This window comes from Bacillus salacetis (assembly GCF_003581585.1).
Lineage (GTDB): Bacteria > Bacillota > Bacilli > Bacillales > Bacillaceae_B > Rossellomorea > Rossellomorea salacetis.
In genome coordinates this window covers 1-18,397 of the sequence record NZ_QXIR01000013.1, presented here as the reverse complement: position 1 = coordinate 18,397, position 18,397 = coordinate 1, and the positions used below count along the sequence as shown (strand labels likewise).

Sequence of the window (18,397 nt, the reverse complement as noted above, 5' to 3'; positions counted from 1 at the left end):
CGTATGGCAGGGAAGAAAAACGTAATACTCGTTACCGATGGAGATGAATATGCCAGAAAAGCGATCGAAACAGCGGCGAGGGAATATGGAGCACGGTGCATCTCAAGGTCACAGGGGAATCCATCAATCCTGAAAGGAAGTGAAATAGTCGAATTGATAAAGTCCGCAGCAGGGGATTTGGTTATTGTCATGTTTGATGACAGCGGGTTTCTTGGTGAAGGAAGCGGCGAAACGGCCATGAAGTATGTTGCAGCTTCCGGTGAATTTAACATTCTGGGAGCCATTGCCGTCGCTTCCAAGACCCGGCAGGCCGAATGGACCAAAGTTGATGTATGTATTGATCGATTCGGAGAGCTGACGCCATATGGAGTAGATAAGTTCGGTGTCCCTGAAAATGAAATGGGAAGGATCAATGGCGACACCGTTTACTGTCTGGACCAATTAAACCTGCCGATTGTCGTGGGGATTGGCGATATTGGGAAGATGGCGCATAAAGATCATTTTTCCCGGGGTGCCCCTATCACCAAAAAGGCAGTTGAAATCATACTAGAAAGGAGCGGTTACCATGCCTAATATGAAAAGAGAAAAAACTCCTATCCCTGAAGACCTTGGAAAACTGGAACAACTGATGATAGAAACTACAGGGTTGAACAAGAGTTTTGACCTTGGAGTCAGGAAATTGAAAATCCTTAAGAAGGATGTCCATCTATATTATATCAACGGCTTATGCGACACTCAGTTCTTGATGAGAATAGTAGAGGATCTCGTTGAAGTCAACGATCATGAACGAATGTCATCAAAGCTATACGAAATCATCCACAACCGGATTCCGCACCAATCAGTCGAGCCTATGAAAACAGTGGAGGAAATGGTGGATGAAGTATTATCCGGACTGGTCGCTTTTGTAGTAGAAGGCGAACAGGAAGCGTTGATTGTCGATGTAAGGAGTTATCCTGGCAGGCAGCCGGAAGAACCTGATACAGAAAAAGTTGTAAGGGGTTCCCGTGATGGCTATGTTGAAAATATCATTGTCAATACGGCTTTGACGAGAAGAAGGATAAGAGACCCCAGACTGAGGTTCGAGATATTCAGGATAGGAGAACGGTCCAAGACGGATATCTCTATTGCTTACATTGAAGATGTTGCGAATCCCTCGCTGATCAAAGTAATCAAACAGGAATTGAAGAATATCAAAATTGACGGTTTAACAATGGCTGATAAAACGATAGAGGAGTTCCTCGTGAAGCAGGGATACAATCCATATCCGCTGGTAAGGTATACAGAAAGGGCGGATATCGGAGCCACCCACCTTCTGGAGGGGCATGTACTCATCTTTGTTGATACGTCTCCAAGCGTGATCATCACTCCAACTACGTTCTTCCATCACCTGCAGCATGCTGAAGAGTACAGACAATCGCCAGCGGTTGGTACATTTGTCAGGTGGGCCAGATTTATCGGACTTCTTGCCAGTTTGTTCCTTCTGCCTTTATGGTACTTATTTGTGATGGATCCATCTCTTCTCCCCGAGCCTCTTGAGTTCATAGGACCGAATGAAGAAACCAATATTCCCGTAATAGCACAGCTGCTGATTGCTGACATGGGAATTGAATTTCTGAGGATTGCCGCAATTCATACTCCGACACCGCTCTCAACAGCAATGGGGTTGATTGCAGCAGTTCTCATCGGTCAGATTGCGATTGATGTGGGAATGTTTGTACCAGAAGTCATCTTATATGTCGCAGTGGCCGCGATAGGAACCTTTTCGACACCAAGCTACGAACTGAGCGTAGCCAACAAACTTTTCCGGCTCGCTTTATTGATTGTAGTCGCGTTGTTCCATGTTCCCGGACTGATGGTTGGAGCCACTGTATTCCTCCTTTTCCTGATTCATATACGTTCACTGAACACTCCGTATTTATGGCCTTTCTTGCCTTTCAGTCCAAAGGCCTTTATGCAGATCATCATCAGGAGGGCGGTGCCCGGGTCGAAAATAAGGCCGAGTATCGTACAGCCGAGGAATAAATATAAGCAGCCTGCAAAGTCCCGTTAAGATTGCAACACCTTTCATTCTGTGATAAATTTACTTTTAATTACTAAAGCGATAAAGTAAAAGGGATGAGAAGAATGCACTTAAATGGAACAGCAAAAATAAACAGCCTTGATCACCTCGAAATTGGCGGGGTAGATACAATTGAATTGGCAAAAGAATTCGGAACGCCGCTTTATATTTATGATGTTGGATTAATCAGGGAGCGGGCCAGGGGCTTTAAGAATACATTTGAGAAAATGGGAATCAAGGCTCAAGTTGCATATGCGAGTAAAGCTTTTTCATCGGTTGCCGTTTTTCAGCTTATGAATGAAGAAGGATTGTCCTTGGATGTAGTCTCAGGGGGGGAGCTATTCACAGCGATGAAAGCAGGATTCCCTGCTGAGCGGATTCATTTTCACGGGAATAATAAAAGTGAAGAAGAGCTGAGAATGGCTTTGGAACACAAAGTAGGCTGTATTGTGGTTGACAACTTCCATGAATTGCAGCTCCTTGAAACAGTATGCCGTGATATGGACCAAAGCATAGATGTCCTGATCAGGGTGACGCCGGGAATCGAAGCTCATACCCATGACTATATCCTGACAGGACAAGAGGACTCTAAATTTGGTTTCGGTCTGGAAAACGGCCAGGCAGAGGAAGCTTTATTGAGAGCCATTAAATCTTCACATATAAATGTCCTGGGATTGCACTGTCATATCGGGTCCCAAATCTTTGAAACGACCGGATTCGTTCTGGCTGCGAGCAAAATCATCGGGAAGCTTTCAGAATGGAAGGTTCAACATGACTACACCGCTGAGGTATTGAACCTTGGTGGAGGCTTCGGGATAAGGTACACGGGTGAAGATGATCCGATCCCTGCTTCTCGATATGTGGAGGAAATTATTTCAGAAGTGCAGAAGAAGGCAGAAGAATTTAATCTGGGGATGCCTGAAATATGGATTGAGCCAGGCCGCTCTTTAGTCGGTGATGCTGGAACGACTTTGTACAGTGTCGGTTCAAGTAAAGAGGTGCCGAATATCAGGAAATACCTTGCAGTAGATGGAGGGATGAGTGATAACATCCGTCCTGCGCTTTATGAAGCTAAGTATGAAGCCATCCTTGCAAATAAAGCTGGACAACCTATCCAAGAAACGGTCTCCATTGCCGGAAAATGCTGCGAGTCCGGGGATATGTTGATTTGGGACCTGCCGCTGCCTGAATCGGCACAAGGGGATCTTCTGGCAGTTTTCTGTACAGGGGCATATGGTTATTCCATGGCAAATAATTATAACAGAATCCCAAGACCGCCGGTGGTTTTTGTGGAAAATGGCCATGCAAAGCTTGTCGTCAGAAGAGAAAGTTTTGAAGACCTTGTTAAACTGGACTTGTCCCTTATAGATTAATACATTATAGTAGAGGCTGACGCCCATGTCAGTCTCTTTTTTTAGGTTCTTTTCGTAACCTTCGCTGCTGCTGATACTATTTCACTTGCTATTCATGATAAAAACCCCTGTAAGCAGGAAAGAAAAAAGACGTTGTTTATCAGAAGAAATATCCGGCTCGGGGATTTTTCCGAAACCATCAATTATTTCGAGGTATGATTAATTGATTTATGAACCGGAGGGTGACCTACTGAAGCAAAAAATAACTATATTTTATGGAGCAAAATCCCATTTTATAGAGTATGTACCAAAGGAGCTGCACGAATGATGAGGAAGAAAAATATACTATTATTCATCCTGCTCCTGATCCTTTCGATGGGTTGGGGAGTAGTTTATTGGATGTTTTTCGCAAGTTGATGAAATGCCACTGCCGGCTCATCCATGCGAATAATGTTGAATCTTTTGCTTAATTTTAGTAAGATATAAACGGTTAAGATGATCACGGAATGAATAAACTTTGTGCAGAGGATGCATAAATTATAACGAGGGGTCTTTTATGCTTATACGTTACAAAAAAGCTTTTGAGAAAATTGCAATGGGCTTGCTGTCTTTTATGCCGCAGGAAAAAGATTTGAAAAAGCTGCAGCAGACGATGCTGAATTATGAGCAGGAAAATGACTGGCAGTTATTTCTGTGGAAAGACGAGGATATAGTGGGCTTGATCGGTGTTGTCATCGGGGAGGAAGCAATTGAAGTAAGGCATATTTCTGTCAATCCTTCTCACCGGCATGAGGGGATAGGAAAAGCCATGCTCCGTACGCTGAGCGATATCTATTCCAACAAGATGCTTAAACCGAATGAAAATACCGCTGCATTTTTCGAGAAATGTGATTTAAATAACAAAGAATTGGATATATAAATCGGAGTTTTTGGACTCTGTAATTTAAAATCAATTATGCAAAGACCGCTGAATCCGGCATTTATAAGGGATTATTATTACAGGTTGCGGCAAAGTATATGAATGCACTGCAAAAGACTGACATACAAACTTGTCAGTCTTTTTGTTTTTTTCTCATAAGGAGTGCTTTTTCGCGTTCCCTGATCACTTCCGTGCGGTCACGCCGGGAATGGCGATGGATGATTGATGCAGGAACTCTTTGGTTGGAACTGGATTCCCCGCATTTTGCTTGAAGCATTTGCTTTAGTTCATTACTTACCGGGAGCCGGATACTTATATACCTTTCTCCGGAGATTATGTTTTCAATGGTTTGTTCCATGATCTTCTGCAGCCTTGACGGGTCAATTCCGAGTTCTTGGAGTGAGCGTTTATGGTGTTTGAGATTTGCCCATCCTTTCTGCATCATCCTGGCAGCACCGGTCCTGTTTTGTCTCCGGAAATGATAGAAACCCACCGCGACCTGAATCAGCCCGACCCAGACAGAATCCCTGTTGCCTGGATCAGTTTTCTTCCAATATTCCTCCAGAACTTCATGGCATTCAAAGTAATCCCTGTCGCAATGGAAATGAATGAGATAATCTAAATATTCCTTTGGATAGTTCATAAGAATCGCACCCCTTCTTCAGCTGATTTTATCATATCCATTCGCTGTTAAGAAAATAGTAATACTAAATTTACTCTTGGAGAATATCCTATAATCCACTATACTAATAGTTAGTCTAAAAATGCGTTTTTTATAGAATTGGTGGTATTATGGAGTATAATGTTAAAATTGATGCCTTCGAAGGTCCTTTGGATCTGTTGTTGCATCTGATTCATTCATTGGAAATTGATATTTATGACATTCCGATGGCGCAAATCACAGAACAGTATTTATTATATATACATACGATGAAAGAATTGGAACTGGACGTCGCAAGTGAGTATCTTGTGATGGCGGCAACGCTGCTGGCAATCAAAAGCAAGATGCTTCTGCCAAAACATGAAGAAATGGACAATGAAGATGATTTTGAAATAGAAGATGATCCACGTGATGAGCTGGTTGATCGGTTGATAGAATATAAAAAGTATAAAGAAGCGGCAGAAGAACTGAAGACCCGGGAAGAAGAAAGGGGTCAAATGTATACGAAGCCGCCAAGTGATTTATCACAATTTGCGGATGAGAGTACAGCAGGCAGGCTGGATCAGGATATAACCATCTATGATATGCTCGGTGCCTTTAACAAGCTGCTTCGTCGAAAGAAATTACAAAAACCTGTAACCACAAAGATATCACGGCAGGAAATTCCGATTGAAAAAAGAATGGATGAAATCCTGGTCCATCTGAAGGGTTCACGAAAGAAACAAAAATTCTTTTCTTTGTTTCCGTATGAGGACAGGGAACATATCGTGGTCACTTTCCTTGCTGTCCTGGAGCTTATGAAAAGGAAACAGATCGTGGTAAGGCAGGAACAGAACTTTGACGACTTTACTGTGCAGTCAGCAGAGGAGGCTGAACTTGTTGGGAATCATTAATTGGAAGGGAATATTGGAAAGCCTGCTTTTCGCTGCGGGGGATGAGGGGCTTTCCCTAAAACAGATCTGCGCTGTTCTTGAAGTCGAAGAGCATCAGGCGCTGGAAATCATAGAGGGACTCTTCACAGAGTATAACAAGGATGAAAGCAGGGGGATAATCCTTACTGAACTTGCTGGAACATATCAGCTTGTTACCAAAAAGGAACACGCACCTTACTTAAAAAAACTTGTTGAATCTCCGAACGTTAACTCTCTTTCACAGGCTGCTCTCGAGACTCTTGCTATTGTAGCCTATAAACAGCCGATTACCAGAGTCGATATAGAGGAAATAAGAGGTGTGAAAACCGAGAGGCCTCTGAGCACCCTTACTGCCAAAGGACTCATCAAAGCTGTTGGAAGAGCAGAACGAACAGGCCGTGCCATCTTGTATGGCACAACTAAAGAATTTCTGGATTACTTTGGATTGAAAGACATCAGTGAACTCCCTCCGCTTCCGGAAAACATCGACGAAGAGTTCATGTCGGAAGATGCAGATTTATTTTTTGAAAAATTTCAGGAAACTCTCGATTCTCAGTCCTGACATTATGGTACTATTAATACAAGCTGATCCAAGGAGACGGTGCTTGCTTCTTCAAATCAGCTTTTCCCTGAATTTCATTTTCTGAAAGTTCGAAACTTTATACCTGCACAGGAATTGAAAGGATTTATCGTCATAGAATGGAAAAGGAAACAGTGTAACTGAATTTTTTACTACCAAATGCATGATATGGAGGGATTTTATGAGCAATCCTATCGTCAAATCACAAGTTGAAGAAGTACATACTTTCCTTGAAAAGACAGTTGCGAATCTTGAAGACTACCTTAATAATGTGACAATTGAAATGCTGCTGAAGGAAAAACATGGGGATAGGGCTTACTACGAAGGGATTCTCTCCAATATGAGAAGGCTTCTTGTGCATTGTGAGGAAGGCCTGGATTCATGTCATATCGTTTTGCAAAACGAGCCATTCATTAAAAGGGCTGCGGAGAAAACTCTATACAGGATTTATCATCAATGCATAGAAGAATTCTTTTCGCCAAGATACGATTTATGGTATGAAGACAGCAGATCAGCCTATACTGGAAGGAATTCAATCATGTTCCGGCAAGAACTCCCTGAAAGCATTGTAAATCTGATGACAGCAGCTGAAGGGGACTTCCAGCAGACGAGGGAAGAACTAGAATATTATGAAACAGACTTCCGGACGAAAATTACACAGTCACGTGGATGAATAATTCTGAAACAGCAAGTGCCGCAGGTGCTTGCTGTTTTTTTTATTGCAGCAGCATCAGGGATTTGAAGGTTCATATCCCCATCTTGAGTGACTGCCCGGCTTCCCAATATGGTTGTATTTGATCTATTCGCCACCGCTTTTGTCTTTGAAGAAGGAATCATATTTACTCCTCTTAAGCATAGACTTGTACAAACAGTTTTGGACAAGGAAAGGAAGTAGATGTCTATGAAGAAGAGGAGAATCCAGGCCTACATATGTACGGTTTTCATATTATCCATTATTTTTTCTTCTTTTAACGGAACAGCCGAAGCGGCTCCTTCAGTCAGTGCTCAGAAGGCCATTGTCATAGATCAGGATACAGGAAGAATCTTATATGAGAAAGACGCAAACACCCAAAGCAGGATTGCAAGCATCACAAAGATCATGACAGCGATCCTGGCCATTGAGTCAGGCAAGCTGGATGAAACGGTGAAAGTCAGTGATAATGCGGTAAGAGCGGAAGGGTCGTCAATTTATTTAAAGCCAGGTGAAAAGATTAAGCTGGAGGACCTGGTCTTCGGATTGATGCTCAGGTCAGGAAATGATTCTGCTGTTGCGATTGCAGAGCATGTAGGCGGAAGTCTGGATGGTTTTGTTTACTTAATGAACAAGAAAGCTGAAGAAATCGGAATGAAAAATACCCACTTCTCCAATCCCCACGGCCTGGATGACCACGAAGACCATTATTCATCTGCTTACGATATGGCCATCCTGACAAGGTATGCTATGCAAAATGAAAAGTACAGGGAGGTGGCGGGCACCAAAGTCCATACATCACCTGACCCTGAAAATGACTGGGACAGAAAATGGAAAAACAAAAACAGGCTCCTGACAGAATTATATAAGTACTGCACAGGAGGTAAAACAGGATATACCAAAAGGGCGAAAAGGACCTTGGTCACCACAGCTACAAAAGGGGGACAAAACCTGATTGCTGTTACCCTGAATGGACCGGATGACTGGAATGATCATATTCAGATGTTCGAGTATGGATTTAAAAACTTTGATACTGTAATCGCGGTATCCGAAGGCAAGGTTGATGATATAAAGGACCCTTTTTATGAAAATAAGATATATATCAAAAGAGACGTGCTGCTGGCATTGAAAAAAGAGGAGATTGAGACGGTAAGGGTTGAGTATAAGCTCCTGAAACCAAAAGAATCCTGGAAGGACGCTGTAGTCCCGGAAGTGGTGGGGAAGGCAGTGATTTATATGGGCGGTGAGCAAGCAGATGCTGTACCTCTGTATTACAGTCAGGTCAAGGTGAAAGAGAAAAAAAGCTGGTGGATGTTCTGGAAACAGTCTTTCATTACTGTTCTCGGAGTGAAAACGGATGGTTAATTATATCTGGGTCGCCATGACAATCATTGGGTTGATCTTTGCAGCGGTCAACGGGAAGATGCAGGAAGTGAATGAAGCAATCTTCCAATCAGCTAATGAAGCAGTAACTCTTTGTATCGGCCTTATCAGCATCCTGGTTTTCTGGCTGGGAATCATGAGGATCGCCCAGGATTCCGGCCTTTTGGATAAGCTCTCATACTTGTTTCGTCCGATTGTCAAAAGATTATTCCCGGAAGTTCCTGCGGATCATCCAGCGATGGGCTATATTCTTTCCAATATGATGGCCAACATGTTCGGACTGGGAAATGCGGCAACCCCTTTGGGAATAAAAGCCATGGAACAACTTAAAGAATTAAATGGAGGCAGGGATTATGCAAGCCGGTCGATGATCACCTTCCTTGCCATCAATACGTCAAGTTTAACCATCATCCCCACGACCGTGATTGCCATTCGAATGAACTATGAATCTGCCTCGCCTACCGAAATTGTCGGTCCGACTCTGGTCGCGACGTTTCTATCCACAATAGGGGCAATCATGATTGACCGCTATTTTTACCGCAGAAGAATCCGCAATGGAGTGAAATGATATGCAGATAATATCGACTATTTCGTTATGGCTGATTCCGATGCTGATCGGAGTCATACTTTTATACGGAACATTCAAGAAAGTGCCTACGTATGAAAGCTTCGTGGACGGCGGAAAAGAAGGAATCAAGATCGCCATTTCGATTATCCCCTTCTTGATAGGAATGCTGGTGGCCATCACAGTCTTCAGAGCTTCAGGAGCTTTAGAGTTCTTTGTATCTTTAATTGAACCGATGCTGAACGCGATGGGAATTCCAGCGGACATAGTTCCCCTGGCCATCATCAGGCCGATATCCGGCACGGCAGCACTTGGTATGGTAAGCGACTTACTTGCGACTCACGGCCCCGACTCCTTCATAGGCAGGCTCGCTTCAGTCCTGCAGGGCAGCACCGATACCACCTTCTATGTGTTGACTGTTTACTTTGGTGCAGTAGGTATCAAGAAGATGGGTGATGCCCTGAAGGTTGGCCTGCTTGCAGACCTGATCGGCATAGCAGCCGCCATTGTGATCGTCACATTGATGTTTAGATGAATGTACGCGATTGTATGTTTGTATGTTGCTTTAACGCATCACCGCGGCGGGGGACAGTCCCCTGTTACTTTAACGTATCACAGTGCTTCAGCGCACTCCCAATTGAACTAATAACGCCCCGATTCGATAATCCCCGGGGTGTTATTATGGTTTTGGTGCATAAGTGTGAAGTTAGATGCATAACCATTTTTCGTTGGAAAACTAGTCCCTTTTAAGCAGGATTTTTGATGTTTTTGTAAGAATTTTCAGTACAAGTAAGGAAAGGAGTGATAGATTGATTGTAAAAAAGAGATCAGTCCCTGTCAGAATTCAACAAAATGAGGCGCTTTTGGGTAGGCTGGATCCCTGTCATCCGAAAAGAGAGCTTATTCAGGAAGATTTATCAAAAAGGGCAGCCGGCTACAAAGGCGAATGCTCCGTTGATTACTATCTAAGCTTTTTATCAGAAAAAGAGTACCATATTTTTCACAGCCTCAGACTTCCACCTAAAGATGTGCACTTCCAATTGGATATTCTCCTGATTTCCCCTAAACGAATCATTCTTCTTGAAGTCAAAAACATATCTGGCACTGTTGTATTCGGAGATCCGTTCAATCAGCTCGTCCGATTAAAAGATGATGTTGAAACAGGCTTTGAAAATCCAATCACTCAAGTGCGCCGTCAACGATTTCAACTTATCAAGTGGCTGTCTAAGAATAATAATTTCCCCCTGCCTCTCCCATTGAATATTTTGTAGTCTTCAGCAATCCATCCACGATTATTAAATCAACCTCCAATGACTCAAATCTTTTTCAGACTGTTTGCCACGCCAACCAAATACTCTCCAAACTTGAAAAGCTGGAGAGGTCATCACCAGTCCAATCATTAATCGACAACAAAATAATCAAGAGATTGGGAAGGCAGCTTCAAAAGCAGCATAAAACGCATATTCCTGACATTCTTACGATTTACGGAATAACCGCAAAGGAGGTGAAAATGGGGTCAAATGTCCTGGATGCTCATTCATCCCTATGAAAAGAGAAAGAGGCAAATGGCTTTGTCCAACCTGTAAAATTACCTCCAAACGCGCTCACCTCCAAGCCCTCCATGAATATTTCCTTCTCTTAGGTCCGACCATCACAAATAGTAAGGCAAGAGAGTTTCTTCAAATAACCTCACTCATAGTGGCGGGCAATCTTCTTGCGGAAATGGATCTAGAGATGGAAGGAAGCAAAAGGGGATCTGTATATCAATTTAAAATTAACAAGATTTCCCCAGCCAAATAAAAGAAACTTAAAAAATGAAGGATGAAATCATTTTCGATTTCGTCCTCTTTTCTTTGAAAACATAAAGGTAATTACAAAGCTGCCAGCACCACAGTTTAAAAACCCCTGCATTACCAATACTAATAAAGGACAATCCCTTTGCATTTTATAGCTTATATGTAATAATTCATTCATGTGAAGGAATTTCAGCCGAATGTTTATACTCATGAACTTATATCAATATAAATCATATTCGAATGAAAAGGTGCTGTGAGCGTAAGCTGTGTGCCCCTGTGTAAATCCCGGGAGTCGTGCAGCTAAAAGCGTGAATCAGCAAAAACACGGAATTATTATAAGAGGTGAAAACAAATGGAACGTTTACAAAAAGTCATCGCCCATGCCGGCGTAGCTTCTAGAAGGAAGGCTGAAGAGCTGATTCTGGAAGGGAAAGTGAAAGTGAATGGAAAAACAGAAAAAGAGCTGGGAACCAAAGTATCAGGATCAGACAAAATCGAAGTGAACGGGATCCAGATCGAAAGAGAAAACAAAGTATATTATCTCCTTTATAAACCAAGAGGGGTCATCTCAGCGGTTACAGATGATAAAGACCGCAAAGTTGTAACTGATTTCTTCCCTCATATCCAAGAGCGGATTTACCCGGTTGGAAGGCTGGACTATGACACATCAGGATTGATCCTCCTGACAAATGACGGTGAATTTGCGAACCTTTTGACCCATCCAAGCTACAATATAGACAAGACCTACGTTGCCAGACTTAAAGGGATCCCCCCGAAATTCAAACTGAATGAACTGGAAAAAGGCATTATGCTTGAAGATGGAAAAACAGCTCCGGCAAAAGTGAAGACCTTGAAAATAGAGAAAAAACAAGATAAGGCGATAGTGGAAATCACCATTCATGAAGGCAGGAACAGACAAGTGAAAAGAATGTTTGAAGCCATCGGATATCAGGTTCAAAAGCTGAAGCGCGAAAGATTTGCGTTTTTGGATCTGCATGGGCTGAATGCAGGTGATTCAAGAGAGTTGACTCCACATGAAGTGAAACAGCTGAGAGCACTCGCTGAAACAGGAAACCTGTTATAGACTGCCTGACCTGAAAGAGAAAAGTGTCACACTTCATTCATAATCAGGTCCTGAAGAAAAAAACAAAAATGTTATAATAGATGGGAATATATCATCACAAACAAAAGGGACAATCACATTGTCCCCTTTCGTTTGCAGCAAAAACTGTTACATGCAAGGAGGCAATAAGGAAGATGGATAAAAAGAAACGCCGCTTGCTTATCCGTACAATCATATTGGTTGTACTGGCTGCAGCAGTCATTTATACCTTATATGCAAATTTCACGAAGGATGAGAGAGGAGTCCTTAAAGCTGGGGACCAGGCTCCTGATTTTGTGCTTCAGGATATGGAAGGCAACAGCCACCGGTTATCGGACTACAAAGGCCAGGGAGTTTTCCTTAACTTCTGGGGGACTTGGTGCAAGCCTTGTGAAAAAGAGATGCCGTATATGGAAAATCAGTACCAGGCCTTCAAAGATGAAGGAGTTCAGGTTTTAGCTGTTAATGTGGGCGAATCCGATTTTCAAGTGAACAAATTCATCGAGGAACATAATCTTACATTCCCAGTGGTAGTGGATTCAGAGAGGGATGTGCAGAATGCTTATGGTATAAAGCCGCTGCCAACCACACTTCTTATCAATCCGGACGGCAAGATTGAGAGAATCCTGACAGGGGAAATGACGGAAGCTGATATTAAGCAGCACATGGAAAGCATTAAACCTAATTAACAGTCGGCCGGGAACTCCGGCCTGAAGAATGAGGAGTTTTAGCATGAAGGAAATTAAATGTGAATGTGGGCATGTGAATCCGCATGGAACGATCCTTTGTGAATCTTGTGGAAGGGCTTTGACGGAAGAAGCAAAAAAAGACAAGCTCCATGATATGAGATACGAAGGTAGCGCCAGGCGTTCCCAAACTTACAACAAGTCAGTAATCGATAAGATCTGGAACTTCTTTTCATCCGTGAAGGTTGGAATCTGGCTGATATTGATTACCTTGATAGCTTCGGCAGTAGGGACGATCCTTCCGCAGGAAATGTACATACCAAATACAATGCCTCCGGAACAATACTATGCGGAAGTGTATGGGTGGTTTGGTGAACTGTATTATACTCTTGGCTTCCATAATCTTTATGGTTCCTGGTGGTTCCTGTTGATGATTGCATCTATCGGTATCTCACTTGTAATATGCAGTCTGGACAGGGTCATTCCATTGTACCGGGCATTGAAGAAACAAAAAGTTTCAAGGCATGCAGGGTTCCTGAAAAGGCAGAGGCTGTTCAGTGAGACGGATCTGGAAAACCCTGATGGGAAACTGCAGGAAATCAAAAAGAAAATGGAATCGAAGAGATACAAAGTCCGAGAAGAAGACGGCAACCTCCTGGCGGAAAAAGGAAGATTTTCCAGGTGGGGCCCTTACGTCAACCACGTAGGGTTGATTATCTTCTTGATTGGTGCCATGCTTCGTTTTGTCCCAGGCATGTATGTGGATAAAGTCCTGTGGATAAGGGAAGGGGAAACAAAGCCGATTCCAGGAACTAATAAAGAATATTATCTGCAGAACAAAGAGTTTACTCTCGAAAACTATGATAAGAATAGTGATAAAGAAGTATTCAATGAAGCTATTGATAAAAATGGCGTCATTGCCAAGAATTATCAGACTGATGCTGTTCTTTACCGTGCTGAGCAATCTGATGTTGCCGGTGAAAAGGCCGAAATGAAAGAAGAAAAAGAGAAAGCAATTCAGGTCAACCAGCCTTTGAAATTCGGTTCCTATGCAATCTATCAGACAAGTTATCAATTGGATGAGTTTAAGGCAATGTCATTTACTCTTTCAAACAAGACTACAAATGAAGAGTTTGGGAAGTTTACAGTGGACTTATTCGATCCGCAGGGAATGTATGAATTGGAAGATGGACGCAAGGTGGAATTAATGGGGTATTACCCTGATTTTTCGGGCTTTGATGATAAAGGGGAACCGCAAACTGAATCCCCGCTCCCAAACAATCCCGCTTTCCTCTTCAAAATGTTCTCACCTGAAAAACCTGACGGTGAAATCAGTTTTGTCGGAATCCAGCAAAACCTTGAGCCGCTCGGCGAAAATGTTTATAAAATGAATTTCGCCGGATTGGATACACGTGATGTTTCCGCACTGACAGTCAGAAAAGATCTGACTCTGTGGGTAATCGGCATCGGCGGTGCCATCTTTATGATCGGGGTCGTCCAGGGTGCGTACTGGAATCACCGAAGGATCTGGGTCAGGAAATCAGACGGAGGCTTGATTGTAGCAGGTCACACCAACAAAAACTGGCATGGATTAAAAAAAGAAATCAATATCGTGCTGGAAGGTACCGGTATTAACGAACCACTGGATCAGCAGCAGAAGGAAGTAAAAAACACAAAAGTAAATGAAGTATAATGAGTTTAGAAATATAGTTTGGCCATGGTGAAAGGCTGAAAGTTTTTCACCGTGGCCATATGAAAAAGGAGGATTTCCTGTGACGGATTTGGCACAATGGAGCAGTACTTTATTATACATTGCCTTTATTCTTTACCTTATTGCAACTCTTTTCTTCGGGGGTTCCATCCGTGATAAAAGGAATGATCAAAAAGGTGTGAACCGCTGGGGACGGATCGGTATGGGCCTTACTTTGATTGGATTTGCAGCTCAGCTGGGATACTTTTTCACCCGGTGGATTGCTGCGGGCCATGCGCCTGTAAGCAACTTGTTCGAATTTACAACGTTCTTTGGGATGATGCTCGTCGGAGCGTTCATAATTATCTATTTTCTGTATCAATCAACGATTCTGGGTCTTTTCGCATTGCCTATCGCCCTATTGGTCATTGCATATGCGAGCATGTTCCCCCGGGAGGTAAGCCCGCTTATTCCTGCACTTCAAAGTGACTGGCTGAAAATCCACGTAACGACTGTTTCAGCAGGAGAAGCGATTCTGGCCATCAGCTTTGTAGCCGGATTGATATATCTCCTGAAAAAAGTCAACCATGCCCAGGATAAGAAACAATCCTTCTGGCTTGAAAGTGTGATGTATGGCTTGATTGTTGTTGTCGGATTCATCGCTGCATCAACCACTTTCACTCTCATGGGTTACAGCTCGGAATTTCAATATGTCAATCAAGCCGGGCAGGAAGCAGTGGAAGAGTATTCAATGCCTGCTCTTGTAGTTCCACATGAGGCGGAGTTGCTGACAGCAGATAAAATGGAATCTTCTGTCGAAATGCCTGCATTCATCAATGCACATAAACTGAATACAGTGCTTTGGTCATTTATCATAGGGACAGGGATTTATTGGCTCTTGCGTCTGATAGCCAGGAAGAAAATCAGCCTGTGGATTCAAAAGTACATGAATAATGTCAATCTTGATCTTATGGATGAAATCGGATACCGCTCTGTACTGATCGGCTTTCCGGTATTCACATTAGGCGGTTTGATCTTTGCCATGATATGGGCACAGATAGCGTGGAGCCGCTTCTGGGGCTGGGATCCCAAAGAAGTATGGGCGCTTATTACGTTCTTATTTTATGCAGCATTCCTGCATTTCCGCCTCTCAAAAGGATGGCATGGGGAAAAGTCTGCCTGGCTTGCAGTGATAGGTTTCATTATCATCATGTTCAATCTTGTCGCTGTCAACTTGATTATTGCAGGGCTTCATTCCTACGCTTGATAGTATTGAAGGAAGCAATCAATGAAAGGATTGCTTCCTTTCTGAAAAAGATGTTTCCTCCGCTTTTAGTGGAGGCTTTTTTCTATTAAAATAGGGAGTAAGTACAGATTTAACCATATCCAAAGGGGGATAAAAACATGGATCAGGACGTAAAAGTTCTTATAGTTGATGATGAAGACCGAATCAGGAAGCTTTTGAGAATGTATCTTGAGAGGGAAAACTATGTCATAGAAGAAGCTGAAGACGGCGAGAGTGCACTTGAATTAGCGTTGAACAACGAATATGACTGTATCCTTCTTGATCTTATGATGCCGGGAATGGACGGGATTGAAGTCTGTAAAGAGCTTCGGGAGAAAAAGTCGACGCCTGTCATCATGCTGACAGCCAAAGGTGAGGAAGCTAATCGTGTTCAAGGATTCGAAGTGGGGACTGACGACTATATTGTGAAACCGTTTTCCCCGCGGGAAGTGGTCCTAAGGGTGAAAGCTCTCTTAAGAAGGTCTTCCAAGACCAGCTATATACATACAGACACCAAGGCAAAGGATATGATTGTGTATCCTCACCTGACGATTGATAATGATGCTCACAGGGTCACAGCGGACGGAAAGGATGTCAATCTTACTCCGAAGGAATATGAATTGCTTTACTTTTTGTCAAAAGCTCCTGATAAAGTCTTTGACCGCGAGCATCTGTTGAAAGAGGTATGGCACTATGATTTCTTCGGTGACCTAAGAACAGTGGACACACATGTCAAGAGGCTTCGCGAAAAGCTGAATAAGGTATCCGAACAGGCTGCCAAGATGATTGTGACAGTATGGGGAGTAGGCTATAAGTTTGAGGTTAATAATGAATGAGGCTCTGGCGCAGTGTTGTAGGTAAACTATGGATCACCATTCTTCTTTTAGTTGCATTCGTCCTATTCATCCTGACGATTTTACAGCTTGAATTCTTTCAAAACTATCATTTGGAGCAAGTCGAGAATGATTTGTCTGATACTGCAGAAAAGATTGCCTCTGTTGTTGAAAACCATCAGGACTTAAGTATGGGGCTTCAGATATCCAAAGAAATAGTGGATGATCCCCACAACTTAATCATTGCTGAGAACAGGAACAAGTTGTACTATGCTGAAGACATTTCAGCCGGTCATCAGCTTCTCATCCAGGAGATCCTCGATGAAAAAGAAGTGACGGCTGTCTTCAGGCAGGAGAAGCCATTCGTCAAGGAACTCCACTTAAACGGTGAGCATGTTTCGGATTTGTATCAAAATATCGTGGTTGTCGGCGCCCCTGTCCAAATTGGCGAAACATCGGGAGCGGTCGTGATTTTTCAATCTTTGGAAGAAATAAAAGAAACGACGAGGCAGACCACAAAATTGATTTTGCTGGCTGCAGGGATTGCCATCATCCTGACAACCATCTTTGCGTTTTTCCTGTCTACTCGTATTACAGCTCCGCTTCGAAAAATGCGGGAGGCTGCTTTTGAAGTTGCCAGGGGAAGGTTTGATACAAAGGTACCGATACTTACCCATGATGAAATTGGTGAATTGGCAACCGCATTCAATCAAATGGGAAAACAATTGAACTTCAACCTTCATGCCCTCAGTCAGGAAAAAGAGCAGTTATCCAGTATATTGAGCAGTATGGCAGACGGGGTCATCACGTTTAACCGGGATGGGACAATCTTGATTACCAACCCTCCCGCGGAAAGATTCCTCCAGCAATGGTACTACGAACAAGAGGGGAATGATCAAGAAGCAATCCCGACCACTTTGAGGGAACTGCTTGAACAGGTCATCCTTCTTGAAAATGAGCAGACGGGGGAAGTGAGCCTCCAGGGACGTTCTTATGTGGTAATCGTAAGTCCTTTGTATAATGAAGAGTACGTCAGGGGAGCAGTAGCTGTAGTCAGGGATATGACCGAGGAGAGGCGGCTCGATAAGTTAAGGAAGGATTTTATCGCAAATGTTTCGCATGAGCTTCGGACCCCGATTGCGATGCTTCAGGGGTACAGCGAGGCCATAGTTGATGATATTGCCGGATCAGAGGAAGAGAAAAAGGAAATCGCCAGGATTATTTATGATGAATCCCTTCGCATGGGAAGGCTCGTTAATGATCTTCTGGATCTGGCCCGAATGGAAGCGGGACATATTACCCTCAATAAAGAAAAGACGGATTTACCTGGATTCCTTGAACGGGTGACGAATAAATTCCATGGCCTGGCAAAAGAGAAAAACATCAGGTTAAGCTTCAATGGAAGGGGATCTGATGAAAGGATACCTGCTATTGATATCGACCCGGATCGATTGGAGCAGGTCCTGACGAATTTGATTGACAATGCTTTAAGGCACACTCCTGCAACAGGAAGTGTCACTGTGGACTATAAACCTTCTAAGACGGGGGTATTGGTAGAAGTCAGTGATTCGGGTTCAGGGATTTCCGAAGAAGACCTCCCGTTTGTCTTTGAACGTTTCTATAAAGCAGATAAAGCCAGAACACGAGGAAAGTCAGGAACGGGCCTTGGGCTTGCAATTGCGAGGAACATCATTGAGGCCCATAATGGGCAGATCGGTGTTCACAGCAAAGTGGACCAGGGAACGACTTTCTCCTTCTTCCTTCCTCAATAATCGTCAAATAATTCACCGGGAAGCAGGTTTAAGGGTTCTATGCTGGAGATTGCTGACGATTAATCTTGTTACACGGGAAACAATACCACACATTACTGAAACGCCCAGGGAA

At 43.2% G+C, this 18,397-nt stretch carries 18 protein-coding genes; 17 read left to right on the top strand and 1 reads right to left on the bottom strand.

Annotated features, from left to right (window positions below; translation table 11 throughout):
- The first annotated feature begins 3 nt into the window (after positions 1–3).
- From spoVAEA to D3H55_RS10785, 4 genes are all read left to right on the top strand, one after another.
- Positions 4–573: a stage V sporulation protein SpoVABEA gene (gene spoVAEA / locus D3H55_RS10800; RefSeq protein ID WP_119546926.1), complete on the top strand. Its 570-nt coding sequence runs from the start codon at positions 4–6 to the stop codon at positions 571–573.
- 1 nt (position 574) lies between these two features.
- Positions 575–2,050 carry a spore germination protein gene (locus D3H55_RS10795; protein WP_119547009.1) on the top strand — a complete coding sequence of 492 codons (1,476 nt, stop codon included), beginning with the start codon at positions 575–577 and terminating at the stop codon, positions 2,048–2,050.
- Positions 2,051–2,124: 74 nt separating this feature from the next.
- Positions 2,125–3,432, top strand: a complete 1,308-nt coding sequence (gene lysA, locus D3H55_RS10790) for a diaminopimelate decarboxylase (protein WP_119546925.1) — start codon at positions 2,125–2,127, stop codon at positions 3,430–3,432.
- 535 nt (positions 3,433–3,967) lie between these two features.
- Positions 3,968–4,330: a GNAT family N-acetyltransferase gene (locus tag D3H55_RS10785; RefSeq protein ID WP_119546924.1), complete on the top strand. Its 363-nt coding sequence runs from the start codon at positions 3,968–3,970 to the stop codon at positions 4,328–4,330.
- 133 nt (positions 4,331–4,463) lie between these two features.
- Here D3H55_RS10785 and D3H55_RS10780 read toward each other — a convergent pair whose 3' ends face one another.
- Entirely contained in the window at positions 4,464–4,973 is a 510-nt protein-coding gene (locus tag D3H55_RS10780; protein WP_119546923.1) for a DUF309 domain-containing protein, read from the bottom strand.
- Between the two features lie 149 nt (positions 4,974–5,122).
- On the opposite strand from D3H55_RS10780, the gene D3H55_RS10775 reads away from it, so the two are divergent.
- From D3H55_RS10775 to D3H55_RS10710, 13 genes are all read left to right on the top strand, one after another.
- A complete protein-coding gene (locus tag D3H55_RS10775; RefSeq protein WP_119546922.1) occupies positions 5,123–5,884 on the top strand; it encodes a segregation/condensation protein A in 762 nt (253 codons plus the stop codon).
- Positions 5,871–6,464, top strand: coding sequence for an SMC-Scp complex subunit ScpB (scpB, locus tag D3H55_RS10770; protein WP_119546921.1), 594 nt, complete (start codon positions 5,871–5,873; stop codon positions 6,462–6,464). The genes D3H55_RS10775 and scpB overlap by 14 nt, the downstream gene beginning before the upstream one ends.
- A 199-nt stretch (positions 6,465–6,663) precedes the next feature.
- Positions 6,664–7,155, top strand: coding sequence for a YpuI family protein (locus D3H55_RS10765; protein ID WP_119546920.1), 492 nt, complete (start codon positions 6,664–6,666; stop codon positions 7,153–7,155).
- A 228-nt stretch (positions 7,156–7,383) separates the two neighbouring features.
- Entirely contained in the window at positions 7,384–8,538 is a 1,155-nt protein-coding gene (locus D3H55_RS10760) for a D-alanyl-D-alanine carboxypeptidase family protein (RefSeq protein ID WP_119546919.1), read from the top strand.
- The gene (locus tag D3H55_RS10755) at positions 8,531–9,124 is read left to right on the top strand and encodes a nucleoside recognition domain-containing protein (RefSeq protein ID WP_119546918.1); all 594 of its coding nucleotides are present in this window, start codon (positions 8,531–8,533) and stop codon (positions 9,122–9,124) included. The genes D3H55_RS10760 and D3H55_RS10755 overlap by 8 nt, the downstream gene beginning before the upstream one ends.
- 1 nt (position 9,125) lies before the next feature.
- The gene (locus tag D3H55_RS10750) at positions 9,126–9,656 is read left to right on the top strand and encodes a spore maturation protein (RefSeq protein WP_119546917.1); all 531 of its coding nucleotides are present in this window, start codon (positions 9,126–9,128) and stop codon (positions 9,654–9,656) included.
- Between the two features lie 274 nt (positions 9,657–9,930).
- The gene (locus D3H55_RS10745) at positions 9,931–10,392 is read left to right on the top strand and encodes a nuclease-related domain-containing protein (protein ID WP_168413044.1); all 462 of its coding nucleotides are present in this window, start codon (positions 9,931–9,933) and stop codon (positions 10,390–10,392) included.
- Between the two features lie 877 nt (positions 10,393–11,269).
- Positions 11,270–12,001, top strand: a complete 732-nt coding sequence (locus D3H55_RS10735; RefSeq protein WP_119546914.1) for a pseudouridine synthase — start codon at positions 11,270–11,272, stop codon at positions 11,999–12,001.
- Between the two features lie 173 nt (positions 12,002–12,174).
- Complete coding sequence (gene resA / locus D3H55_RS10730) at positions 12,175–12,708, top strand: thiol-disulfide oxidoreductase ResA (protein ID WP_119546913.1); 534 nt, start codon at positions 12,175–12,177, stop codon at positions 12,706–12,708.
- Between the two features lie 43 nt (positions 12,709–12,751).
- Entirely contained in the window at positions 12,752–14,398 is a 1,647-nt protein-coding gene (resB, locus tag D3H55_RS10725; protein ID WP_119546912.1) for a cytochrome c biogenesis protein ResB, read from the top strand.
- A gap of 88 nt (positions 14,399–14,486) precedes the next feature.
- Positions 14,487–15,662 carry a c-type cytochrome biogenesis protein CcsB gene (gene ccsB, locus D3H55_RS10720; protein WP_119547008.1) on the top strand — a complete coding sequence of 392 codons (1,176 nt, stop codon included), beginning with the start codon at positions 14,487–14,489 and terminating at the stop codon, positions 15,660–15,662.
- Positions 15,663–15,799: 137 nt separating this feature from the next.
- Positions 15,800–16,516 carry a response regulator transcription factor gene (locus tag D3H55_RS10715; RefSeq protein ID WP_119546911.1) on the top strand — a complete coding sequence of 239 codons (717 nt, stop codon included), beginning with the start codon at positions 15,800–15,802 and terminating at the stop codon, positions 16,514–16,516.
- A complete protein-coding gene (locus tag D3H55_RS10710) occupies positions 16,513–18,285 on the top strand; it encodes an ATP-binding protein (RefSeq protein WP_119546910.1) in 1,773 nt (590 codons plus the stop codon). The genes D3H55_RS10715 and D3H55_RS10710 overlap by 4 nt, the downstream gene beginning before the upstream one ends.
- Positions 18,286–18,397 lie beyond the last annotated feature (112 nt).

Coding starts and splice junctions, on each gene's coding strand:
- D3H55_RS10795 (WP_119547009.1), top strand. CDS start 575: ATGAAAAGAGAAAAAACTCCTATCCCTGAAGACCTTGGAAAACTGGAA.
- D3H55_RS10710 (WP_119546910.1), top strand. CDS start 16,513: ATGAGGCTCTGGCGCAGTGTTGTAGGTAAACTATGGATCACCATTCTT.
- D3H55_RS10750 (WP_119546917.1), top strand. CDS start 9,126: ATGCAGATAATATCGACTATTTCGTTATGGCTGATTCCGATGCTGATC.
- lysA (WP_119546925.1), top strand. CDS start 2,125: ATGCACTTAAATGGAACAGCAAAAATAAACAGCCTTGATCACCTCGAA.
- D3H55_RS10780 (WP_119546923.1), bottom strand. CDS start 4,973: ATGAACTATCCAAAGGAATATTTAGATTATCTCATTCATTTCCATTGC.
- D3H55_RS10755 (WP_119546918.1), top strand. CDS start 8,531: ATGGTTAATTATATCTGGGTCGCCATGACAATCATTGGGTTGATCTTT.
- D3H55_RS10785 (WP_119546924.1), top strand. CDS start 3,968: ATGCTTATACGTTACAAAAAAGCTTTTGAGAAAATTGCAATGGGCTTG.
- D3H55_RS10735 (WP_119546914.1), top strand. CDS start 11,270: ATGGAACGTTTACAAAAAGTCATCGCCCATGCCGGCGTAGCTTCTAGA.
- spoVAEA (WP_119546926.1), top strand. CDS start 4: ATGGCAGGGAAGAAAAACGTAATACTCGTTACCGATGGAGATGAATAT.
- resB (WP_119546912.1), top strand. CDS start 12,752: ATGAAGGAAATTAAATGTGAATGTGGGCATGTGAATCCGCATGGAACG.
- D3H55_RS10760 (WP_119546919.1), top strand. CDS start 7,384: ATGAAGAAGAGGAGAATCCAGGCCTACATATGTACGGTTTTCATATTA.
- D3H55_RS10775 (WP_119546922.1), top strand. CDS start 5,123: ATGGAGTATAATGTTAAAATTGATGCCTTCGAAGGTCCTTTGGATCTG.
- resA (WP_119546913.1), top strand. CDS start 12,175: ATGGATAAAAAGAAACGCCGCTTGCTTATCCGTACAATCATATTGGTT.
- D3H55_RS10715 (WP_119546911.1), top strand. CDS start 15,800: ATGGATCAGGACGTAAAAGTTCTTATAGTTGATGATGAAGACCGAATC.
- D3H55_RS10765 (WP_119546920.1), top strand. CDS start 6,664: ATGAGCAATCCTATCGTCAAATCACAAGTTGAAGAAGTACATACTTTC.